The organism is Xanthobacter nonsaccharivorans (assembly GCF_043194755.2).
GTDB classification, from domain to species: domain Bacteria; phylum Pseudomonadota; class Alphaproteobacteria; order Rhizobiales; family Xanthobacteraceae; genus Xanthobacter; species Xanthobacter autotrophicus_G.
On the sequence record NZ_CM195526.1, the window covers coordinates 3,851,538 to 3,867,880 of the forward strand.

General features: G+C 69.6%; 13 protein-coding genes. 5 read left to right on the top strand and 8 right to left on the bottom strand.

Going from position 1 to position 16,343, the window contains the following annotated elements; genetic code table 11:
- Positions 1–252: 252 nt before the first annotated feature.
- Together V5F59_RS17620 and V5F59_RS17625 are read right to left on the bottom strand one after the other, a co-directional pair.
- The gene (locus tag V5F59_RS17620; RefSeq protein WP_393976504.1) at positions 253–1,479 is read right to left on the bottom strand and encodes an ArgE/DapE family deacylase; all 1,227 of its coding nucleotides are present in this window, start codon (positions 1,477–1,479) and stop codon (positions 253–255) included.
- 71 nt (positions 1,480–1,550) lie between these two features.
- Positions 1,551–2,774 carry a urate hydroxylase PuuD gene (locus V5F59_RS17625; RefSeq protein ID WP_393976505.1) on the bottom strand — a complete coding sequence of 408 codons (1,224 nt, stop codon included), beginning with the start codon at positions 2,772–2,774 and terminating at the stop codon, positions 1,551–1,553.
- Positions 2,775–2,903: 129 nt separating this feature from the next.
- Here V5F59_RS17625 and V5F59_RS17630 point away from each other — a divergent pair, with 129 nt between their 5' ends.
- Complete coding sequence (locus V5F59_RS17630; protein ID WP_393976506.1) at positions 2,904–3,830, top strand: LysR family transcriptional regulator; 927 nt, start codon at positions 2,904–2,906, stop codon at positions 3,828–3,830.
- A 138-nt stretch (positions 3,831–3,968) separates the two neighbouring features.
- Here the strand turns inward: V5F59_RS17630 and V5F59_RS17635 are convergent, their stop codons facing one another.
- The gene (locus tag V5F59_RS17635) at positions 3,969–5,360 is read right to left on the bottom strand and encodes a nucleobase:cation symporter-2 family protein (protein ID WP_393977068.1); all 1,392 of its coding nucleotides are present in this window, start codon (positions 5,358–5,360) and stop codon (positions 3,969–3,971) included.
- 262 nt (positions 5,361–5,622) lie between these two features.
- On the opposite strand from V5F59_RS17635, the gene uraH reads away from it, so the two are divergent.
- Genes uraH through V5F59_RS17650 form a run of 3 tightly spaced genes read left to right on the top strand, consistent with a single transcriptional unit; the run spans position 5,623 to position 8,733 of the window.
- Positions 5,623–5,976 (top strand): hydroxyisourate hydrolase, encoded by a 354-nt coding sequence (gene uraH, locus V5F59_RS17640; RefSeq protein ID WP_393976507.1) that lies wholly within the window; start codon positions 5,623–5,625, stop codon positions 5,974–5,976.
- 4 nt (positions 5,977–5,980) lie between these two features.
- Entirely contained in the window at positions 5,981–7,447 is a 1,467-nt protein-coding gene (gene puuE, locus V5F59_RS17645; protein ID WP_393976508.1) for an allantoinase PuuE, read from the top strand.
- A gap of 23 nt (positions 7,448–7,470) precedes the next feature.
- Positions 7,471–8,733: an allantoate amidohydrolase gene (locus V5F59_RS17650; RefSeq protein WP_393976509.1), complete on the top strand. Its 1,263-nt coding sequence runs from the start codon at positions 7,471–7,473 to the stop codon at positions 8,731–8,733.
- Positions 8,734–9,204: 471 nt separating this feature from the next.
- Here V5F59_RS17650 and V5F59_RS17655 read toward each other — a convergent pair whose 3' ends face one another.
- The 3 genes from V5F59_RS17655 to V5F59_RS17665 form a co-directional block, all read right to left on the bottom strand.
- Positions 9,205–10,215 (bottom strand): Hsp33 family molecular chaperone, encoded by a 1,011-nt coding sequence (locus V5F59_RS17655; protein WP_393976510.1) that lies wholly within the window; start codon positions 10,213–10,215, stop codon positions 9,205–9,207.
- A gap of 226 nt (positions 10,216–10,441) precedes the next feature.
- A complete protein-coding gene (gene argF / locus V5F59_RS17660; protein WP_393976511.1) occupies positions 10,442–11,371 on the bottom strand; it encodes an ornithine carbamoyltransferase in 930 nt (309 codons plus the stop codon).
- Positions 11,368–12,576, bottom strand: coding sequence for an aspartate aminotransferase family protein (locus V5F59_RS17665; RefSeq protein WP_393976512.1), 1,209 nt, complete (start codon positions 12,574–12,576; stop codon positions 11,368–11,370). Before V5F59_RS17665 ends, argF begins: the two co-directional genes overlap by 4 nt.
- Before the next feature lie 630 nt (positions 12,577–13,206).
- On the opposite strand from V5F59_RS17665, the gene V5F59_RS17670 reads away from it, so the two are divergent.
- Positions 13,207–13,737 (top strand): GcrA family cell cycle regulator, encoded by a 531-nt coding sequence (locus tag V5F59_RS17670; protein ID WP_393976513.1) that lies wholly within the window; start codon positions 13,207–13,209, stop codon positions 13,735–13,737.
- A gap of 127 nt (positions 13,738–13,864) precedes the next feature.
- Here the strand turns inward: V5F59_RS17670 and hisS are convergent, their stop codons facing one another.
- Positions 13,865–15,394 carry a histidine--tRNA ligase gene (gene hisS / locus V5F59_RS17675; protein WP_393976514.1) on the bottom strand — a complete coding sequence of 510 codons (1,530 nt, stop codon included), beginning with the start codon at positions 15,392–15,394 and terminating at the stop codon, positions 13,865–13,867.
- A 164-nt stretch (positions 15,395–15,558) separates the two neighbouring features.
- A complete protein-coding gene (locus tag V5F59_RS17680; RefSeq protein WP_393976515.1) occupies positions 15,559–16,254 on the bottom strand; it encodes a L,D-transpeptidase in 696 nt (231 codons plus the stop codon).
- Positions 16,255–16,343: the final 89 nt, after the last annotated feature.

Sequence of the window (16,343 nt, forward strand, 5' to 3'; positions counted from 1 at the left end):
CGAAACGGAACCGCGCGCAGGGAAAGGAGAGCCGGGGCCCCGGCGCAAGACTTCGTCGGAGACGACGATAACGGAGACCTCGGCGGGGATGGCCGGCTGCGCCGGCTTTTCCCCTGGGCCCGGATCGGCGCTCCACCTGCGGTGTCGCGGGTCCGGGGAACAGGAGGAGGAGCCCCCATCATGCCCCGGCGTGCTTTAGCGACGGCGGAAGGAGAACGCCTCCGCCGTCGCGGCATCCGGGGCACCGCCTCCTCAGGCGAGGAGGTCGCGCAGGGTGAGGGCGATGACGAGGGTGGCCTTGTCGAGGTCGGACAGGAGGAGGTTCTCGTCCGCCCGGTGGCCATTCGCCTCCTCGATGGTGTGCGGGCCGGCGCCATAGAGCACCACGGGCACCCCCGCCTCGGCATAGAGCCGCGCGTCCGTATAGAGCGGCACGCCCGTCTCCTTCACGTCCTCGCCGGTGACGGCGGAAGCGTTCGCGCAGATGACGGCGGCGAGCTTCCGCGCGCCCTCCCCCGGAACCAGCGGGCGGGCGAGGAGGATGCGCCGCACCTCCGCCCTCGCCTTCGAGCCCGCGAGCGCGCCGGCGATCACCTGGCGCACCTCCGCCTCCGCCGCCTCCGGGCTCTCGCCCGGCACGATGCGGCGGTCGAGGCGGAAGGTGACGCGGTCCGGCACCACATTGGTGTTGATGCCGCCGGAGATGAGGCCCACCGTGAGCTGCGGCGCGCCGATGCCCGCCACCTCCGACACCTTGTCCTGCAGCGTGTCGCGATAGGCATAAAGAGCAGTGAGGATCTTCGTCGCGCCTTCCAGCGCGTCGATGCCGGTGAAGGGCAGCGCGGCGTGGGCCGACTTGCCGATCACCTCCACCTCCAGGTGCAGGCAGCCGTTGTGGGCCACCACCACCGCATAGGAAAAGCCGGCGGAGATGGCGAGGTCCGGCCTGGTGATGCCCTGCTCCAGGATCCAGCCGGGACCCACCTCGCCGCCGATCTCCTCGTCATAGGTGAAGTGCAGCTCCACCGTGCCCTTCAGCGGCAGACCCGAGCGCTTCAGCGCGTCGAGGGCGAAGGCGTAGGTCGCGAAGTCGGACTTAGAGACGGCGACGCCGCGGCCGTACATGCGCCCGTCCACCACCTCGGCGCCGTAGGGGTCGCGGGTCCAGCCCTCGCCGGGGGGCACCACGTCACCATGGGCGTTGAGGGCGATCACGGGACCCTCCCCGAAGCGGTGGCGGACGATGAGGTTGGTGACGGAGATCATCCCGGCGGCCTTGACCCGCTCGGCCGGCACCACGTGCCGCTCCACCGCGTAGCCCAGCCCCTCCAGCAGCTCGGCCGCCCGCGCCGCATGGGGCGCGCAGTCGCCGGGCGGATTGTCGGAGGGCACCTTCACCAGCTCCGCCAGGAAGGCGCGCTGGTCGGGGGCGCGCGCGGCGATCAGGTGGCTCAGGGTGTCGGTCTCGGGGGTGCTCATGGGTCCTGTCCTCGGGATCGGGAAACACGGGAGGCCCGGCGCGCGGCCGAGCCGGAGTTGAAGGATACGGGCTACTTGCCAGCGCCCCAGGCGCGCAGCGCGGCGCGGTCTTCCTCGGAAAGCTCGGTGATGTTGTTGGGCGGCATGGCGTGGGTGAGCCCCGCCTGCACCAGGATCAGGGAACGGTTCCTGGCGACATGCTCCGGCGTGTCCAGCATCACCCCGCGCGGGGCGATGGTGATGCCCTCGTAGAGCGGCTCGGCGGCGTGGCACATGGAGCAGCGGCCCATGACGATGTTGAGCACGTCGTCCGGCACCTCCTCCGGCGGTCCGCTCTTCGCATAGGCCGGCGTGACGAGGGGCGAGAGGCCGAGCGCGGTGCGCCCCGCCTGCGTGGTGGTGGCCGAGATGAAGATGCCGATGACGAGGCAGACCGCCGCCACCAGCCAGCACCAGACCTTGTCGCCGCGGCCCGCATGCCGCTCGTTGTAGAAATAGCGGATCACCGTCCCGGCGATCAGCGCCAGCGCCACGATCACATAGGCGTAGGGCGTGGAATAGGTGAGCGGATAGTGGTTGGAGATCATCAGGAAGACGACGGGCAGCGTGAAATAGTTGTTGTGCGCCGACCTCAGCTTGGCGGTCTTGCCGTAATAGGGGTCCGGCACCTCGCCCGCCTTCAGCGCCGCCACCACCTTGTGCTGGTTGGGGATGATGACGAAGAAGACGTTGCCGCTCATGATGGTGGCCATCAGCGCGCCGGTGTGGATGAAGGCGGCGCGGGGCGAGAACACCTGCTGGAACAGGAAGGCCGCCAGCACCACCCCCACGAACACGATGGCCCCCACCATGGTCGGGTTGTCGCCGAGCTTCGAGCGGCAGAGCTGATCGTAGGCGATCCAGCCCGCCGCGAGGCCACCCATGCCGATGGCGAAGGCGGCGATCGGCTTCAGGCTCATCACCGCCGGGTCGATGAGATAGAGCGAGGACTGGTAGTAATAGATCCAGATCAGCAGGAAGAAGCCGGTGATCCAGGTGGCGTAGGACTGCCACTTGTGCCAGCCCAGCTCCTCGGGCAGGAAGCTCGGGGCCACCAGATACTTCTTCACCTGGTAGAAGCCGCCGCCGTGCACCTCCCACGCCTCGCCGCCCTTGCCGGGCGGGATGTCCGCGCAGACCTTGAGGCTGGCATCGAGATGCATGAAGTAGAAGGACGAGCCGATCCATGCCATGCCGGCGATGATGTGCGTCCATCGCAGCAGCAGGCTGCCCCATTCGTGCAGGATAGGTTCCATTGCCGTTCAGTTCCCGTAGCTGGAAGAGGAAGGGGCATGTCCCTCGGCGCCGGAGAGTGCGCGGCGCCATTGGCCGCGCCGCCCGGCTTGCGTATCGTTCTTGGGCAAGAGGTCAAGGGACGCCGGATCGTGCTGGAAAATATGAAGGCCTTCGTCGCCTCGGTGGAGAGCGAGAGCTTCTCGGAAGCGGCGCGGCGCCTGCGCCTCTCCGCCAACGTGGTGAGCCACCGCATCCAGACGCTGGAGAAGCACCTGGGCTGCCGCCTGTTCAACCGCACCACGCGGCGCATGAGCCTCACCGAGCAGGGCCGCGTCTATTACGAGGCCATCACCGAGGCGCTCCGTCTCATCGATGCCGCGGAAAGCAACATCTCCGAGCTCGGCGCCCTGCCGCGCGGGGCGTTGCGCGTCACCGCCCCGCTCCATCTCGGCCGGCGTCTCGTGGCGCAGGTGGCGGCCCGCTACCAGGAGAGCCACCCTGAGATCGACGTGCGCCTCAGGCTGTCCGAGCACACGCTCGACCTCATCGCCGAATCCATCGACGTGGCGCTGCGCCTCGCCACCTTCGAGGATTCCTCGATGATCATGCGCAAGGTGGCGCAGGTGGACCGCATCCTGTGCGCCGCCCCGTCCTACCTGGAGCGGGCGGGCGCGCCGCAGCGCCCGCAGGACCTTCTCTCCCATCAATGCCTGCTCCTCAGGTTCGCCAGCCTGCGCGAGCTGCGCTGGATGCTGACGGACGACGGCCGCGACCTCGCCGTGCCCGTCACCGGGCACCTGGAGGCCGACGACGGCGATGTTCTCACGGTCTGGGCGCTGGAGGGACGCGGCATCGTGGTGAAGCCGCGCTTCGAGGTGGCCGAGGCGCTCGCGGCGGGACGCCTCGTGCCGGTGCTGGAGACCCATCCGCCGCGGCCGGCGACGCTGGCGGTGCTCTACCCCGCCCGCCAGCTGGTGCCGCTGAAAGTGAAGGCCTTCGCCGACATGCTGGTGGACCAGGGCCGCCGCTACATCGCCGGCGAGCTGGGGAAGATCGGGGAGCGGCTGTCCGCCTGAGGCCGTTTCCGTCCCCATCATCGGCCGCTCCCCGTCTCCCTGCGCCCTGACCGGGCCCTGTGGCATGCCCAGCGGGGCTTGCAGCGCAAGCCGCCCCGGAGGCACGCATCCCTGATCGACCAGCGCGCCGGATCCGGCTCAGTGCGCCTCGGCCTGCTTGGCGGCGGCGACGATCTCCTCCGTCGAGGAGCGCTTCACGCCGTTGAAGAAGACGTTCAGCACCACGGCCACGATGGCGCACAGGAGAATGCCGCTCTCCAGCAGCGGGTGCAGCTCGTGCGGCAGCGCCTTGAAGAAGTTGGGCGACACCAGCGGGATCATGCCGAAGCCCACCGACACCGCGACGATGAACAGGTTGTTGCGGTTGGTCTTGAAGTCGACGCCGGTGAGGATGCGCGCGCCGGTGGCCGCCACCATGCCGAACATCACGAGGCCGGCGCCGCCGAGCACCACCTGGGGCACCGCCTCCACCAGCGCGGCCATCTTCGGCAGCAGGCCGAGGCCGAGCATGATGACGCCGCCGGTCACCGTCACCCAGCGCGAGCGCACGCCGGTGACGCCCACGAGGCCCACGTTCTGCGAGAAGGAGGTGTAGGGGAAGGTGTTGAAGACGCCGCCGAGCAGCGTGCCCACGCCGTCGGCGCGTAGGCCGCGGGCCAGCGCCTTCTCGTCCACCGGCTTGCCGGTCATGTCGGAGAGGGCGAGGAACATGCCGGTGGATTCGATCATCACCACCACCATCACGATGCACATGGTGACGATGGGCACGAGGTGGAACGTGGGCACGCCGAAATGGAACGGCAGGATCACGTCGAACCAGGGGGCGGCCGCCACCTTCTCGAAATGCATGATGCCGAGCGCGCTCGCGAGCGCCGCGCCGGCGACGATGCCGAGCAGCACCGCCACATTGGCGACGAAGCCCTTGCCGAAGCGGATGAGGGCGAGGATCACCAGCAGCACGAACAAGGCGATGCCGAGCCCCTGGAGCTGCCCGTAGGCGGGGTTCGCCACCTGCACCATCTTGCCGTCGATGGTCTGGGTGAAGAACGGCAGTCCGCCGCCCGCCCAGTTGATGCCCACCCGCATGAGCGAGATGCCGATGACCATGATGATGGTGCCCGTCACCACCGGCGGGAACAGGGGCAGCAGGCGCGAGACGAAGGGCGCGACGATGATGCCGAAGATGCCGGCGGCGATCACCGAGCCATAGATGCCGAGCAGGCCGATGGACGGATCCCCCGCCATGGAGAGCATGGGCCCCACCGAGGCGAAGGTGACGCCCATCATCACCGGCAGGCGGATGCCGACGCCCAGGAAGCCCAGGCACTGGGCGAGGGTGGCGAGGCCGCAGGCGAACAGGTCCGCGGAAATGAGGAAGGCCACCTGCTCGGGCGGCAGCTTCAGCGCGCGGCCGATGATGAGCGGCACCGCCACCGCGCCCGCATACATGACGAGCACGTGCTGGAGGCCGAGGACGGCAAGTTTCGGTGCGGGAAGCACCTCGTCCACGGGATGAACGGTCTGAGAAATCTGCGACACGGGATCCCCCTGAAAGGCAATCTGGATCGGGTTCGGAAGGGCGTTCTGGCTTTGTTGGCGCTCTTGCGGAGCGCGCGTCCGATCGGGCGAAATGCCCAACGCATCGGCATGCCTCATTGGAGATCAAATCCGTCTCCACGAAAATGGTTGGCCAATCGAAATATCTTCCAATTTTTTTGGAAAATCGCCGGGCCCGCTCCGGGTTATGCTGCCGCGCAGCGGAGCTTTTGCCCGCAAGGCTCGAGAGGGAAGAATGGGGCGCCTGTCCACGCATGTTCTCGACACCGTCGCTGGCGGGCCGGCGGCCAATGTCGCAGTGGAACTTTACCGCCTTGAGGCCGATGGAAGCCGCACGCTGATCACGCGGCGGCAGACCAACGCGGACGGCCGCACCGACACGCCGCTGCTTGCCGGCGACGATTTCAGGGCCGGCACCTACGAGCTTGAGTTCCACATCGGCGACCATTTCCGCGCCACCGGCGCGCCCATCGCCGATCCGGCCTTCCTCGACGTGGTGCCCCTGCGCTTCGCCCTCGGCGCGGACGGGCATTATCATGTGCCGCTGCTGTGCTCGCCGTGGAGCTACTCCACCTACCGGGGCTCGTGACCCGATGAGCGCGCAGCCCCCCTTCTCCGGCGCCGCCAGGGACCCGGTCACCGGCAAGCCCTACCCCCGCGACCTGATCGGCTACGGGCGCACCCCGCCCCACCCCCGCTGGCCGGGGGAGGCGCGCATCGCCGTGCAGTTCGTGGTGAATTACGAGGAGGGCGGCGAGAACTCGGTCCTCCATGGCGACAACGCCTCGGAGGCTTTCCTCTCCGAGATCATCGGCGCCGTGCCCTGGCCCCGCCAGCGGCACATGAACATGGAGTCCATCTACGAATACGGCGCCCGCGCCGGCATCTGGCGGCTGCTGCGCCTGTTCACCGAGCGGGCCATGCCGGTGACGGTCTATGGCGTCGCCACCGCCCTCGCCCGCAATCCCGATGCGGTGTCGGCCATGAAGGAGGCCGGCTGGGAGCTCGCGAGCCACGGCTACAAATGGCTCGAATACAAGGACTTCACCCGCGACGCGGAGCGCGAACACATTCAGGAGGCGGTGCGCCTCCACACCGAGGTGGTGGGCGAGCGCCCGCTGGGCTTCTACCAGGGCCGCTCCGCCGAGCACACCGTGCCCCTCGCCATGGAGGAAGGCGGCTTCCTCTATGTGGCCGACAGCTATGCCGACGACCTGCCCTACTGGATCACGGGCCCCAAGGGCCCGCAGCTGGTGGTGCCCTACACCCTCGACGCCAACGACATGCGCTTCTCCGTGGCGGCGGGCTTCGGCTCGGGCACCGAGTTCTTCGACTATCTGAAGGACTCGTTCGACTGCCTCTACGCCGAGGGCGCGCGCGCGCCGAAGATGCTCTCCATCGGCCTCCATCCACGCCTCGCCGGCCGGCCGGGCCGGGCGGCAGCCCTCGCCCGCTTCCTCGATTATGTGGCCAGGCACGAGAAGGTGTGGGTGGCGCGCCGGGTGGACATCGCCCGCCACTGGATCGCCCATCACCCGCCGGCGGGCGGCTACACCCCCTCGGTCATGCCGCGCGGCCTGTTCGTGGAGCGGTTCGGCGGGGTCTACGAGCATTCGCCCTGGATCGCGGAAGGCGCCTATCTGAACGGCCTCACGCCGCGCGAGGACACGCCCGGCGGCCTCAACGCCGTGCTCGCCGCCGTGCTGCGCGCGGCGCCGCCGGAGCGGCAGATGGGCGTCATCCACGCCCATCCGGACCTTGCCGGCAAGCTCGCCGAGGCGAAGCTGCTCACCGCCGAGTCCAGCGCCGAGCAGGCCTCCGCCGGCCTCGACCGGCTCACCGCCGAGGAAAAGGCCCGCTTCACGGCCTTGAACGACGCCTACACGGCGAAGTTCGGCTTCGTCTTCATCATGGCCATCCGCGGCCGCACCAAGGCCGAGATCCTCGACGCCTTCGAGCGCCGCCTCGCCAACGACCGCGACGCCGAGGTCGCGGAAGCCCTCACACAGATCGAGCGCATCGCCCTCCTGCGCCTCGAGCAGATGCTGCCGAAAGGCTGACACCCGTGAATAAGGTGTTCTCCGTGCCCCAAGCTGCCCCCGTCCCCGCCCTGGCCCCGCTCGACGGGGACACCATCACCGCGCGCCTGAAGGAGCTCGCCGCCTTCACCGAGGTGCCGGGCGAGCTGACCCGCCTGACCCTCACCCCGGCGCACAAGCGGGCGGCGGCGCAGGTGTCCTACTGGATGCGCGAGGCCGGCCTCACCCAGGTGCACATGGACGCCACCGGCTCCATCGTCGGCCGCTATCCCGCGGACCGCGCGAACGCGAAGACGCTGCTCATCGGCTCGCACATCGACACGGTGCGCAACGCCGGCATCTACGACGGCAACCTCGGCGTGCTCACCGCCATCGCCGCCGTGGAGGCGCTGAAGACCAGCGGCATCCGCCTGCCGTTCGCCATCGAGGTGGCGGCCTTCGCCGACGAGGAGGGCGTGCGCTTCCTCTCCACCCTCACCTCCTCCAAGGCCATGGCCGGCCTCTTCGACCCGAGGAGCCTGGAGGACGTGGACGCGCAGGGCATCTCCCGCATCGAGGCGCTGCGCTCCTTCGGCGCGCCGGTGGACCGGGTGGCCGACTGCCGGCGCGATCCGCAGGACATGCTCGGCTACGTGGAAGTGCACATCGAGCAGGGCCCGGTGCTGGAGGCGGCGGGCGCGCCGCTCGGCATCGTCACCGGCATCGCCGGGGCCTCGCGCGGGCATGTGCGGGTGCGGGGCGAGGCCGGCCACTCCGGCACCCTGCCCATGGCCATGCGCCACGATGCGCTGGCCGCCGCCGCCGAGATGATCCTTGCTGTGGAGGCCCGTGGCCGTGCCAACGGGGATGATCTCGTCGCCACCGTGGGCACCCTCGTCATCGCCGGCAGCGCGGTGAACGTGGTGCCCGGCGAGGTGCAGTTCTCCCTCGACGTGCGCACCCTCAACGACGACCTGCGCCATGCGGCCCTCGCCGACATCCGCGCGACGGTGGCGGAGATCGCGGCGCGGCGCGGCGTCAGGGCCAGCGTGGACATCGGCCACGAGGTGCCCGCCGCCCCCTGCCACGGCCCGCTGAAGGAGCGCATGGCCGAAGTGGTGGAGAGCCTCGGCCTGCCGGCGCTGCGCCTGCCCTCGGGCGCGGGGCACGACGCCATGGTGTTCCGCGGCATCATGCCCATGGCCATGCTGTTCGTGCGGTCGCAGAACGGCAGCCACAACCCGCGCGAATACGCCGCCCCCGCCGACATCGGCCTCGCAGCCGAGGCGCTCTACGCCTTCCTGCTGAAGACGGCGCAGGAGGTGTGAGGGGAGACGAAAAACAACGCCGGCCGCGCCGCGATGGGGAAAGCGGCGCGCCTCAGCGGTTTCGGTCCGGACGGGGCAGACCACCACCGTTCCCCTCGTGCGCCATGTCGCGAACGAGCATGAAGAAGAAGTGGGGTTTGCCCGAATCTCCCAGGTAGATTTCGGTGGAATGATCGTTGAAGACGCGGATCAGCTCGGCGCGGGGCAGGTCCTGCCCGAGGACAGACGCCGGGAAATCCGATACCGCGCGCCGCTCCCGCAGGTCAGGCCCTGAAGCGCGCGGGCGATCATGCGGCGTTCGTCCCGTTCCTGCAGGTTGCCCGGCCTCTCCGGATTATCCCAGACCTCCGCGAGGCTGCCGAGCCAGTAGGCCTTCAGAAAAGCCCGCCATTCCGGAGGCGCAGGAAATGCCGGCCGTCGTGCATGCCCCCGGCGCCCGGAGTGAGGCGGCGGCCGCGCAGTCCCTGCCCTCTACGAATCCGTCTGCCCGCCCAGCACCTCCTCGGCGGCGAACTTGTAGGTGCGGCCGCAGAATTCGCAGGTCACCGTCACCTTGCCGTCGTCCTGGATCATCTCGCGCCGCTCGTCCGTCGAGAAGGAGGCGAGCACGCCCGACACCTTCTCCCGCGAGCAGGAGCAGTGGGCCGCCATCGGCCGCGGGTCGAACACCCGCACCCCGCGCTCGTGGAACAGGCGGAAGAGCAGGCGCTCGGAGGACAGATCCCGGTCGATCAGCTCCACGTCCTCCAGCGTGCCGACGAGGGAGCGGGCCTCCACCCAGGCGTCGTCCTCGTCCACCGCGTGGGCGGCCGTCCCCTCCGGCGCATCGCCGGGGGAGAGATCGGCCATGCGGGCGCGGGAGGCGTCCTGCGGCAGGAACTGGGCGAGGAGCCCGCCCGCCCGCCAGCTGGAGGCCGCACCGCCCGCCTTGACCTCCTCGCCCACGGCGAGGCGCACGCGGGTGGGAATCTGCTCGGACTGCATGAAATACTCGTGCGCCGCCGCCTCCAGCCCCGAGCCGTCGAGGACCACGACGCCCTGGTAGCGATTGGTGGAGATGCCCTGGTCGATGGTCATGGCGAGATGCCCGCGCCCGAGCAGCGCCGCGGGCGAGGTGGCGTTGCGCGTCTCCGCCTCGGCCAGCGCCGCCACATCGTAGCGGGCGTAGGCGCGGATCTTGTCGGGGCTGACGAAGTCCGCCACCACCATGTCCACCGGCCCGTCCGTCTGCGTCTGCAGGATGAAGCGGCCCTCGAACTTCAGCGAGGAGCCGAGCAGCACGGCAAGCGTCACCGCCTCGCCCACCACGCGCTTCACCGCGGGGGGATAGTTGTGGTGGGCCAGCACCTGGTCGAGGGTGGAACCGAGGCGCACCGTGCGCCCGCGCAGATCCAGCGCATCCACCTGGAAGGCGGTGACGATGTCGTCCTGCGCCGCCTCGGCCGCGGGCCGTCCGGCGCCGCGGGCAGTCTCGCCGCTCATGAAGTCTCCTCGGAACGATCCGCCAGGCCCCGGCGCATGCCCCGCGGTGGGGACGCCTCGGCCCGGGAAGAATGGTGCCAGAAACGCGCGCCGCCGGCACGCCCCCCGGAACGGGAACGGGCCGGCCGCACGGTTTGCCGGTCTCTGGCCCCTCAGATATTCACGCGCCGGCCTGTTTCAACCCGGCCCCGCGCCCGCCCGGAGGCTCCCGCCCGCCGCAAGCGCCTCAGCCCACGGCGTTGAAGCACCAGGCGAGGACGCCCTTCTGCGCGTGCAGGCGGTTCTCCGCCTCGTCGAACACCACCGACTGCGGGCCGTCCATCACCTCGTCGGTGACTTCCTCGCCGCGGTGGGCGGGCAGGCAGTGCATGAAGATGGCGTCCTTGTGGGCGCGGGCCATGAGGGCGCTGTTCACCTGGTAGGGTTTCAGCAAATTGTGGCGGCGCTCGGCCTCCTTGTCGCCCATGGAGACCCAGGTGTCGGTGAGGACGCAGTCGACGCCCTCCACCGCCTCTTCCGGATCCCGCATGAACTTCACCTTGGCCTTGGTGCGCTTCACGAAGTCCTTCAGCGCCTGGCGCGGGCCGAGCTCCTTGGGGGTCGCGACCTTCATGGAGAAGTCGAAGCGCTCCGCCGCATGCACCCAGGAGGCGAGCACGTTGTTGGCGTCCCCCGTCCAGGCCACCGAGCGGCCGGTGATGGGGCCGCGGTGCTCCTCGAAGGTGAGCACGTCGGCCATCACCTGGCAGGGATGGGAGATGCGCGTGAGCCCGTTGATCACCGGCACGGTGGCGTATTCGGCCAGTTCCAGCAGGTCCTCGTGGTCGAGGATGCGGATCATGATGGCGTCCACGAAGCGCGAGAGCACGCGGGCGGTGTCGGCGATGGTCTCGCCGCGCCCGAGCTGCATCTCCTGCCCGGTGAGCATGATGGTCTCGCCGCCCAGCTGCCGCATGGCGAGGTCGAACGACACGCGGGTGCGGGTGGAGGGCTTGTCGAACACCATGGCGAGCGTCTTGCCGGCGAGCGGCCTGTCCACCTCGCCGGCCTTCCGCCGGGCCTTCAGATCCCTGGAGAAATCGAGAACCCGGCGCAGATCGTCAGCCGGGATCTCGGACAAATCGAGAAAATGGCGCACGCCGTTCCCCCCACTCATTCTGCGGCCCCCTTCACGGGAGAAGCGCCAAGGCCGTCCTCGATGCGCTTGCAGGCGGCCTCGATCTTGTCCACGGCGAGGCCCACCTCGTCCTCGCTCACGTTGAGCGGGGGCAGGAGCCGCACCACATTGTCGCTCGCGCCCGGCGCGAGCAGGCCTTCCTCGCGCATCGCGAGGATGAGGTCGCCCGCCGGCACATTGGCCTTGAGCCCGACCAGAAGGCCCTGGCCGCGCACCTCGGCGATCACCGACGGGTGCCGGTCCTTCAGTTCCGCGAGGCGCTGGACCAGGCGGTTCGACATGGCGTTCACATGGTCGAGGAAGCCTTCGGCCAGCACCACGTCGAGCACCGCATTGCCCACCGCCATGGCGAGCGGGTTGCCGCCGTAGGTGGAGCCGTGGGTGCCGAGCGTCATGCCCTTGGCCGCTTCCTCGGTGGCGAGGCACGCCCCCATGGGGAAGCCGCCGCCGATGCCCTTGGCCACGGCCATGATGTCGGGGGTGATGCCCGCCCACTCGTGGGCGAACAGCTTGCCGGTGCGGCCCACGCCGGACTGCACCTCGTCCAGCACCAGCAGCAGGCCCTTCTCGTCGCACAGGGCCCGCAGGCCCTTCAGGAAGCCCGCGGGGGGGACCCGCACGCCGCCCTCGCCCTGCACCGGCTCCACCAGGATGGCGCCCGTCTCGGGGGTGAGCGCGGCCTTCACCGCGTCGAGGTCGCCGAACGGCACCTGCACGAAGCCGGGCATCTGCGGGCCGAAGCCTTCCAGATACTTGGCGTTGCCGCCGGCGGCGATGGTCGCCAGCGTGCGGCCGTGGAACGCGCCCTCGAAGGTGATGATGTGGTTCTTCTCCGGATGGCCGCTCGCATATTGGTATTTGCGGGCCATCTTGATGGCGCACTCGAGCGCTTCCGCGCCGGAGTTGGTGAAGAACATGGTGTCCGCGAAGGTGGCGGCCTTCAGCCGGTCGGCCAGCTTCTCGCCGCCGGGGATGCGGAAGATGTTGGAGGTGTGCCAGAGCTTCTGCGCCTGCTCGGCGAGCTTCTCGGCCAGATAGGGATGCGCATGGCCCAGCACGTTCACGGCGATGCCGCCGGTGAAATCCAGGAAACGTCGGCCGTCCGTCGTGACGAGCCAGCAGCCCTCACCCCTCTCGAACTCGAGGTCGATGCGCGCATAGGTCGGCAGAACGGCGGTGATCACTGGAATACTCCTTGAAGGGTCAGTTCCCCTAGGTGGTGGCACTGGTTGACGAACAAAAAGCGACAGTCGCTGCGGCAGAAACTAAAAAAGGCCGCCCTGCGGGGGGCGGCCCGACGGCTGCGGATTCTAATGATCACGGGCGCGAGGTCAACTCGGCCGGGGCCGCAGCCCCGCGCCCGCCGGCCCCGCGCATCGGCCCGCAGGTTAACGAAGCCTTAAGGAGCTGGGGAAAACGGCCTTGACGCGGTTGCCGACTCTGTTTTGCGCATCAGCCATATTGTAGGTTCTTATCCGTCAGCCACGAGATGTCGTGCACAAAGGACGTCAGGGACCAATTCCAGGGACCAGGGAAGCCGGCCACCACCCGCGCGCTCGATCCGTGCGGGAACGTGGAAGGAGTCCGACCGCCCGTGTCTTGGACACCCGCGTCGCCCGGGGTGCCGGCCTCGGTCGCGTATCGGCGGCGTTCTCAAAGGAGCCCGCGCCGGCCAGCTTGCAGCGCAAGCCGGCCAGCCTCCGGCTCCACCGGCATCGGGGCTCTCGGCGGCGCCCCGGAATTCAAGCCCCCGGAGGGCGGATCCTGAAGATCCCCCTTCCTCGGGCATCAGATGCGGCAAATGGAGAAGAGCGATGAGCTGGAATGACGAGCGCGTCGAACTCTTGAAGAAGCTCTGGAGCGAAGGCCTCTCCGCGAGCCAGATCGCGAGTGAGCTCGGCGAGGTGACCCGCAATGCGGTCATCGGCAAGGTGCACCGGCTGGGCCTGTCCGGTCGCACCAAGGCGGCCCCCGCCCCGGCCCGGCCCCGCGCCAAGGGCCCGGAGCAGCCGCAGCCCCAGCGGCGCGACCAGCCCCGGCCGCAGCGCCCGGCCACCATCGGCAACACCGCCCTCGCCCCCGAGCTGGAGGACGCGCCGGAGGAGGCGCCCGCTCCCGCACCCGCGGTGGCGCCGGACAACGTGGTCACCATGACGCAGCGCTGCACCATCATGAATCTCACGGAGAGCACCTGCCGCTGGCCCATCGGCGAGCCGGGCACCGAGAGCTTCCATTTCTGCGGCGGCAGGAGCAATCCGGGCATGCCCTATTGCACCACCCATGCCCGCATCGCCTACCAGCCGGTGCAGGACCGTCGCCGCGACCGCCGGCTCGCCTATCTGTGAGGCGCGCCCGGCCGGGGAAGAGGCCCCCCCGGCCCTCGCGCAGGGCAGACATGAAAAAAGGGGCCTTCGGGCCCCTTTTGCTTTCAAGCCGGCGCCACCGCCGGGAGTGCATGCCGCGCGGGAGGCGTCAGTCCGCGAGGCCCAGCGTCGGCTCGGCGCGACGCTCCAGCACCTCGCGGATGGCGGCGACGAGCGCCGCCTCCTTCACCGCGAACTGAGCGGGGCGGGCGGCACGGTATTCCGCATTGTCGGCGATGGAGGCGGCAATCTTCGCGCCCTCCACCAAGTCCTTGATCTGGACCTCGCCGGCGTCCTTCTCGTTCGAGCCCTGGATGATGACCGCCGGAGCGCCGCGCTTGTCGGCATATTTCATCTGCGCCTTCATGCCGCCGCCGCCGAGATACATCTCGGCGCGGATGCCGTTGGCGCGCAGGTCCGACACCATCTTCATGTAGTCGGCGATGCGGGCGGGCTCCTTGTCCATGGCCAGCACCACCACCGGGCCGACCTCCGCCGCCGCGTCCATCTTGCCGAGGAAGGCGAGGGCCGCGAGCAGGCGCGAGACGCCGATGGAGAAGCCGGTGGCCGGCACCTTCTCGCCGCGGAAGCGGGCCACCAGTCCGTCATAGCGCCCGCCGCCGGCCACCGAGCCGAAGCGCACCGGGCGGCCGTCCTCGTCCTTGATCTCGAAGGTCAGCTCCGCCTCATAGACCGGGCCGGTGTAGTATTCGAGGCCGCGCACCACGGAAGGATCGATCTTCACCCGGTCCTCGTAGCCGGCCGCGGCGACGAGGCTGCGGATGTCGTTCAGCTCCGCCATGCCTTCCAGAAACGCCGCGTTGGAGACGAGCGCCGCGGCCAGCTCCACGTCGCCGTCGAGCTCCACCCTCACCCCGTCCGCATCGGCGGTGACGCCGTTGCCGGTGAGCATGGCGAGCACCACCGCGCTCTGCCGCGCATCGAGGCCCGCACCCTTGGTGAAGTCGCCGCTCTCGTCCTTGCGGCCCGCGCCGAGGAGCAGCGCCACGCCCTCCGCGCCGAACTTGTCGAACTTGTCGATGGCGCGCAGCACCGTGAGGCGGCGGCCGGCATTCCCGTCCCCGCCGAGGCCGATGGCCTCCATCACGCCGTCGAGCACCTTGCGGTTGTTCACCTTGACCAGGTAGGCGCCGCGCGGCACGCCCACGGCTTCCAGCGTGTCGGCCGCCATCATGCAGATCTCGGCGTCGGCCGCCACAGAGGGCGCGCCCACGGTATCGGCATCGAACTGCATGAACTGCCGGAAGCGGCCGGGGCCGGGCTTCTCGTTGCGGAACACGGTGCCCGCCCGGTAGGAACGGTAAGGCTTGGGCAAGGCGTCGAAATGCTCGGCCACGTAGCGCGCCAACGGCGCGGTGAGGTCGTAGCGCAGCGACAGCCACTGCTCGTCGTCGTCCTGGAAGGAGAAGACGCCCTCGTTGGGCCGGTCCTGGTCGGGCAGGAACTTGCCGAGCGCATCGGTGTATTCGATCGCCGGGGTCTCCAGCGCCTCGAAGCCGTAGAGCTCGTAGACGGCGCGGATCTTCTCCAGCATGGCGCGGGTGGCGGAGAGTTCCGCGCCGGTGCGGTCGACGAGGCCGCGGGGCAGCCGCGCCTTCGGCTTGAAGTCTTTCGCCATGGGAATAACGGGCCGCTTTTCGGAAAATCAGAAAGTCGGCGCGTCTTAGAGGACGGGCGCCGGAACGGCAAGGTTCCGGCGGAACAGCCGGGGCTGCGCCGCCCGCATGGCGGCGCCCCGCGCGACCGGATGCCCCGGACCAGCCGGGGCGCGACAGGGGCGCGTCAGCCCCTCACATAGACCCGGGTGCCGAGCGGCACGCGCTCGTAGAGGTCGATGATGTCCTGGTTCAGCAAGCGGATGCAGCCGGAGGACACCTGCTGGCCGATGCTCCAGGGCTCGATGGTGCCGTGGATGCGGAACAGGGTGTCGCGGTCGCCGTCATAGAGATAGAGCGCGCGCGGGCCGAGCGGGTTGGTCTCGCCGCCGGGCAGGCCGCTGGCATAGGGTCCATAGCGCGCGGGCTGGAGCTTCACCATGTTGGCGGTGGGCGTCCAGTGCGGCCACTTCTCCTTGCGCTTGATGGTGGCCCAGCCCTTGAACGAGTAGCCCTGCTTGCCCACGCCCACGCCGTAGCGGATGGCCTTGCCGTCTTTCTGGACGAGGTAGAGGAAGCGCTCGTTGATATCCACCAGGATCACGCCGGGGCCGAAGCCGGCCGGGGCCGGCACCTCCTGGCGCAGCCACCTGGGGTCCACCTCGGAGAGGTCCACCCCGTCCACCGGGAACGGCTCGCCGTCCACCGGTCCATACATGGACGAGGCGCGGCTGAGGGGGGCCGGAGGGGGATTGGTGACGCAGGCGGCAAGTGCGAGGGGCGCACCGAGAACGAACACGCGGCGGGCGATGCCGACGGAAGCCTGGGAAAGATCCGCCTGCGCGGGCGCCGGAAAAAGCGCCTTCAGAAACTTAAGGGCCATGGGGGCAGTCCACTCGGAACGATGCGAATACCGACGCGCGTCAACGCTTTGCGCGGAACGATGGTTTCGCTCCGCCGCACGACCGCGCT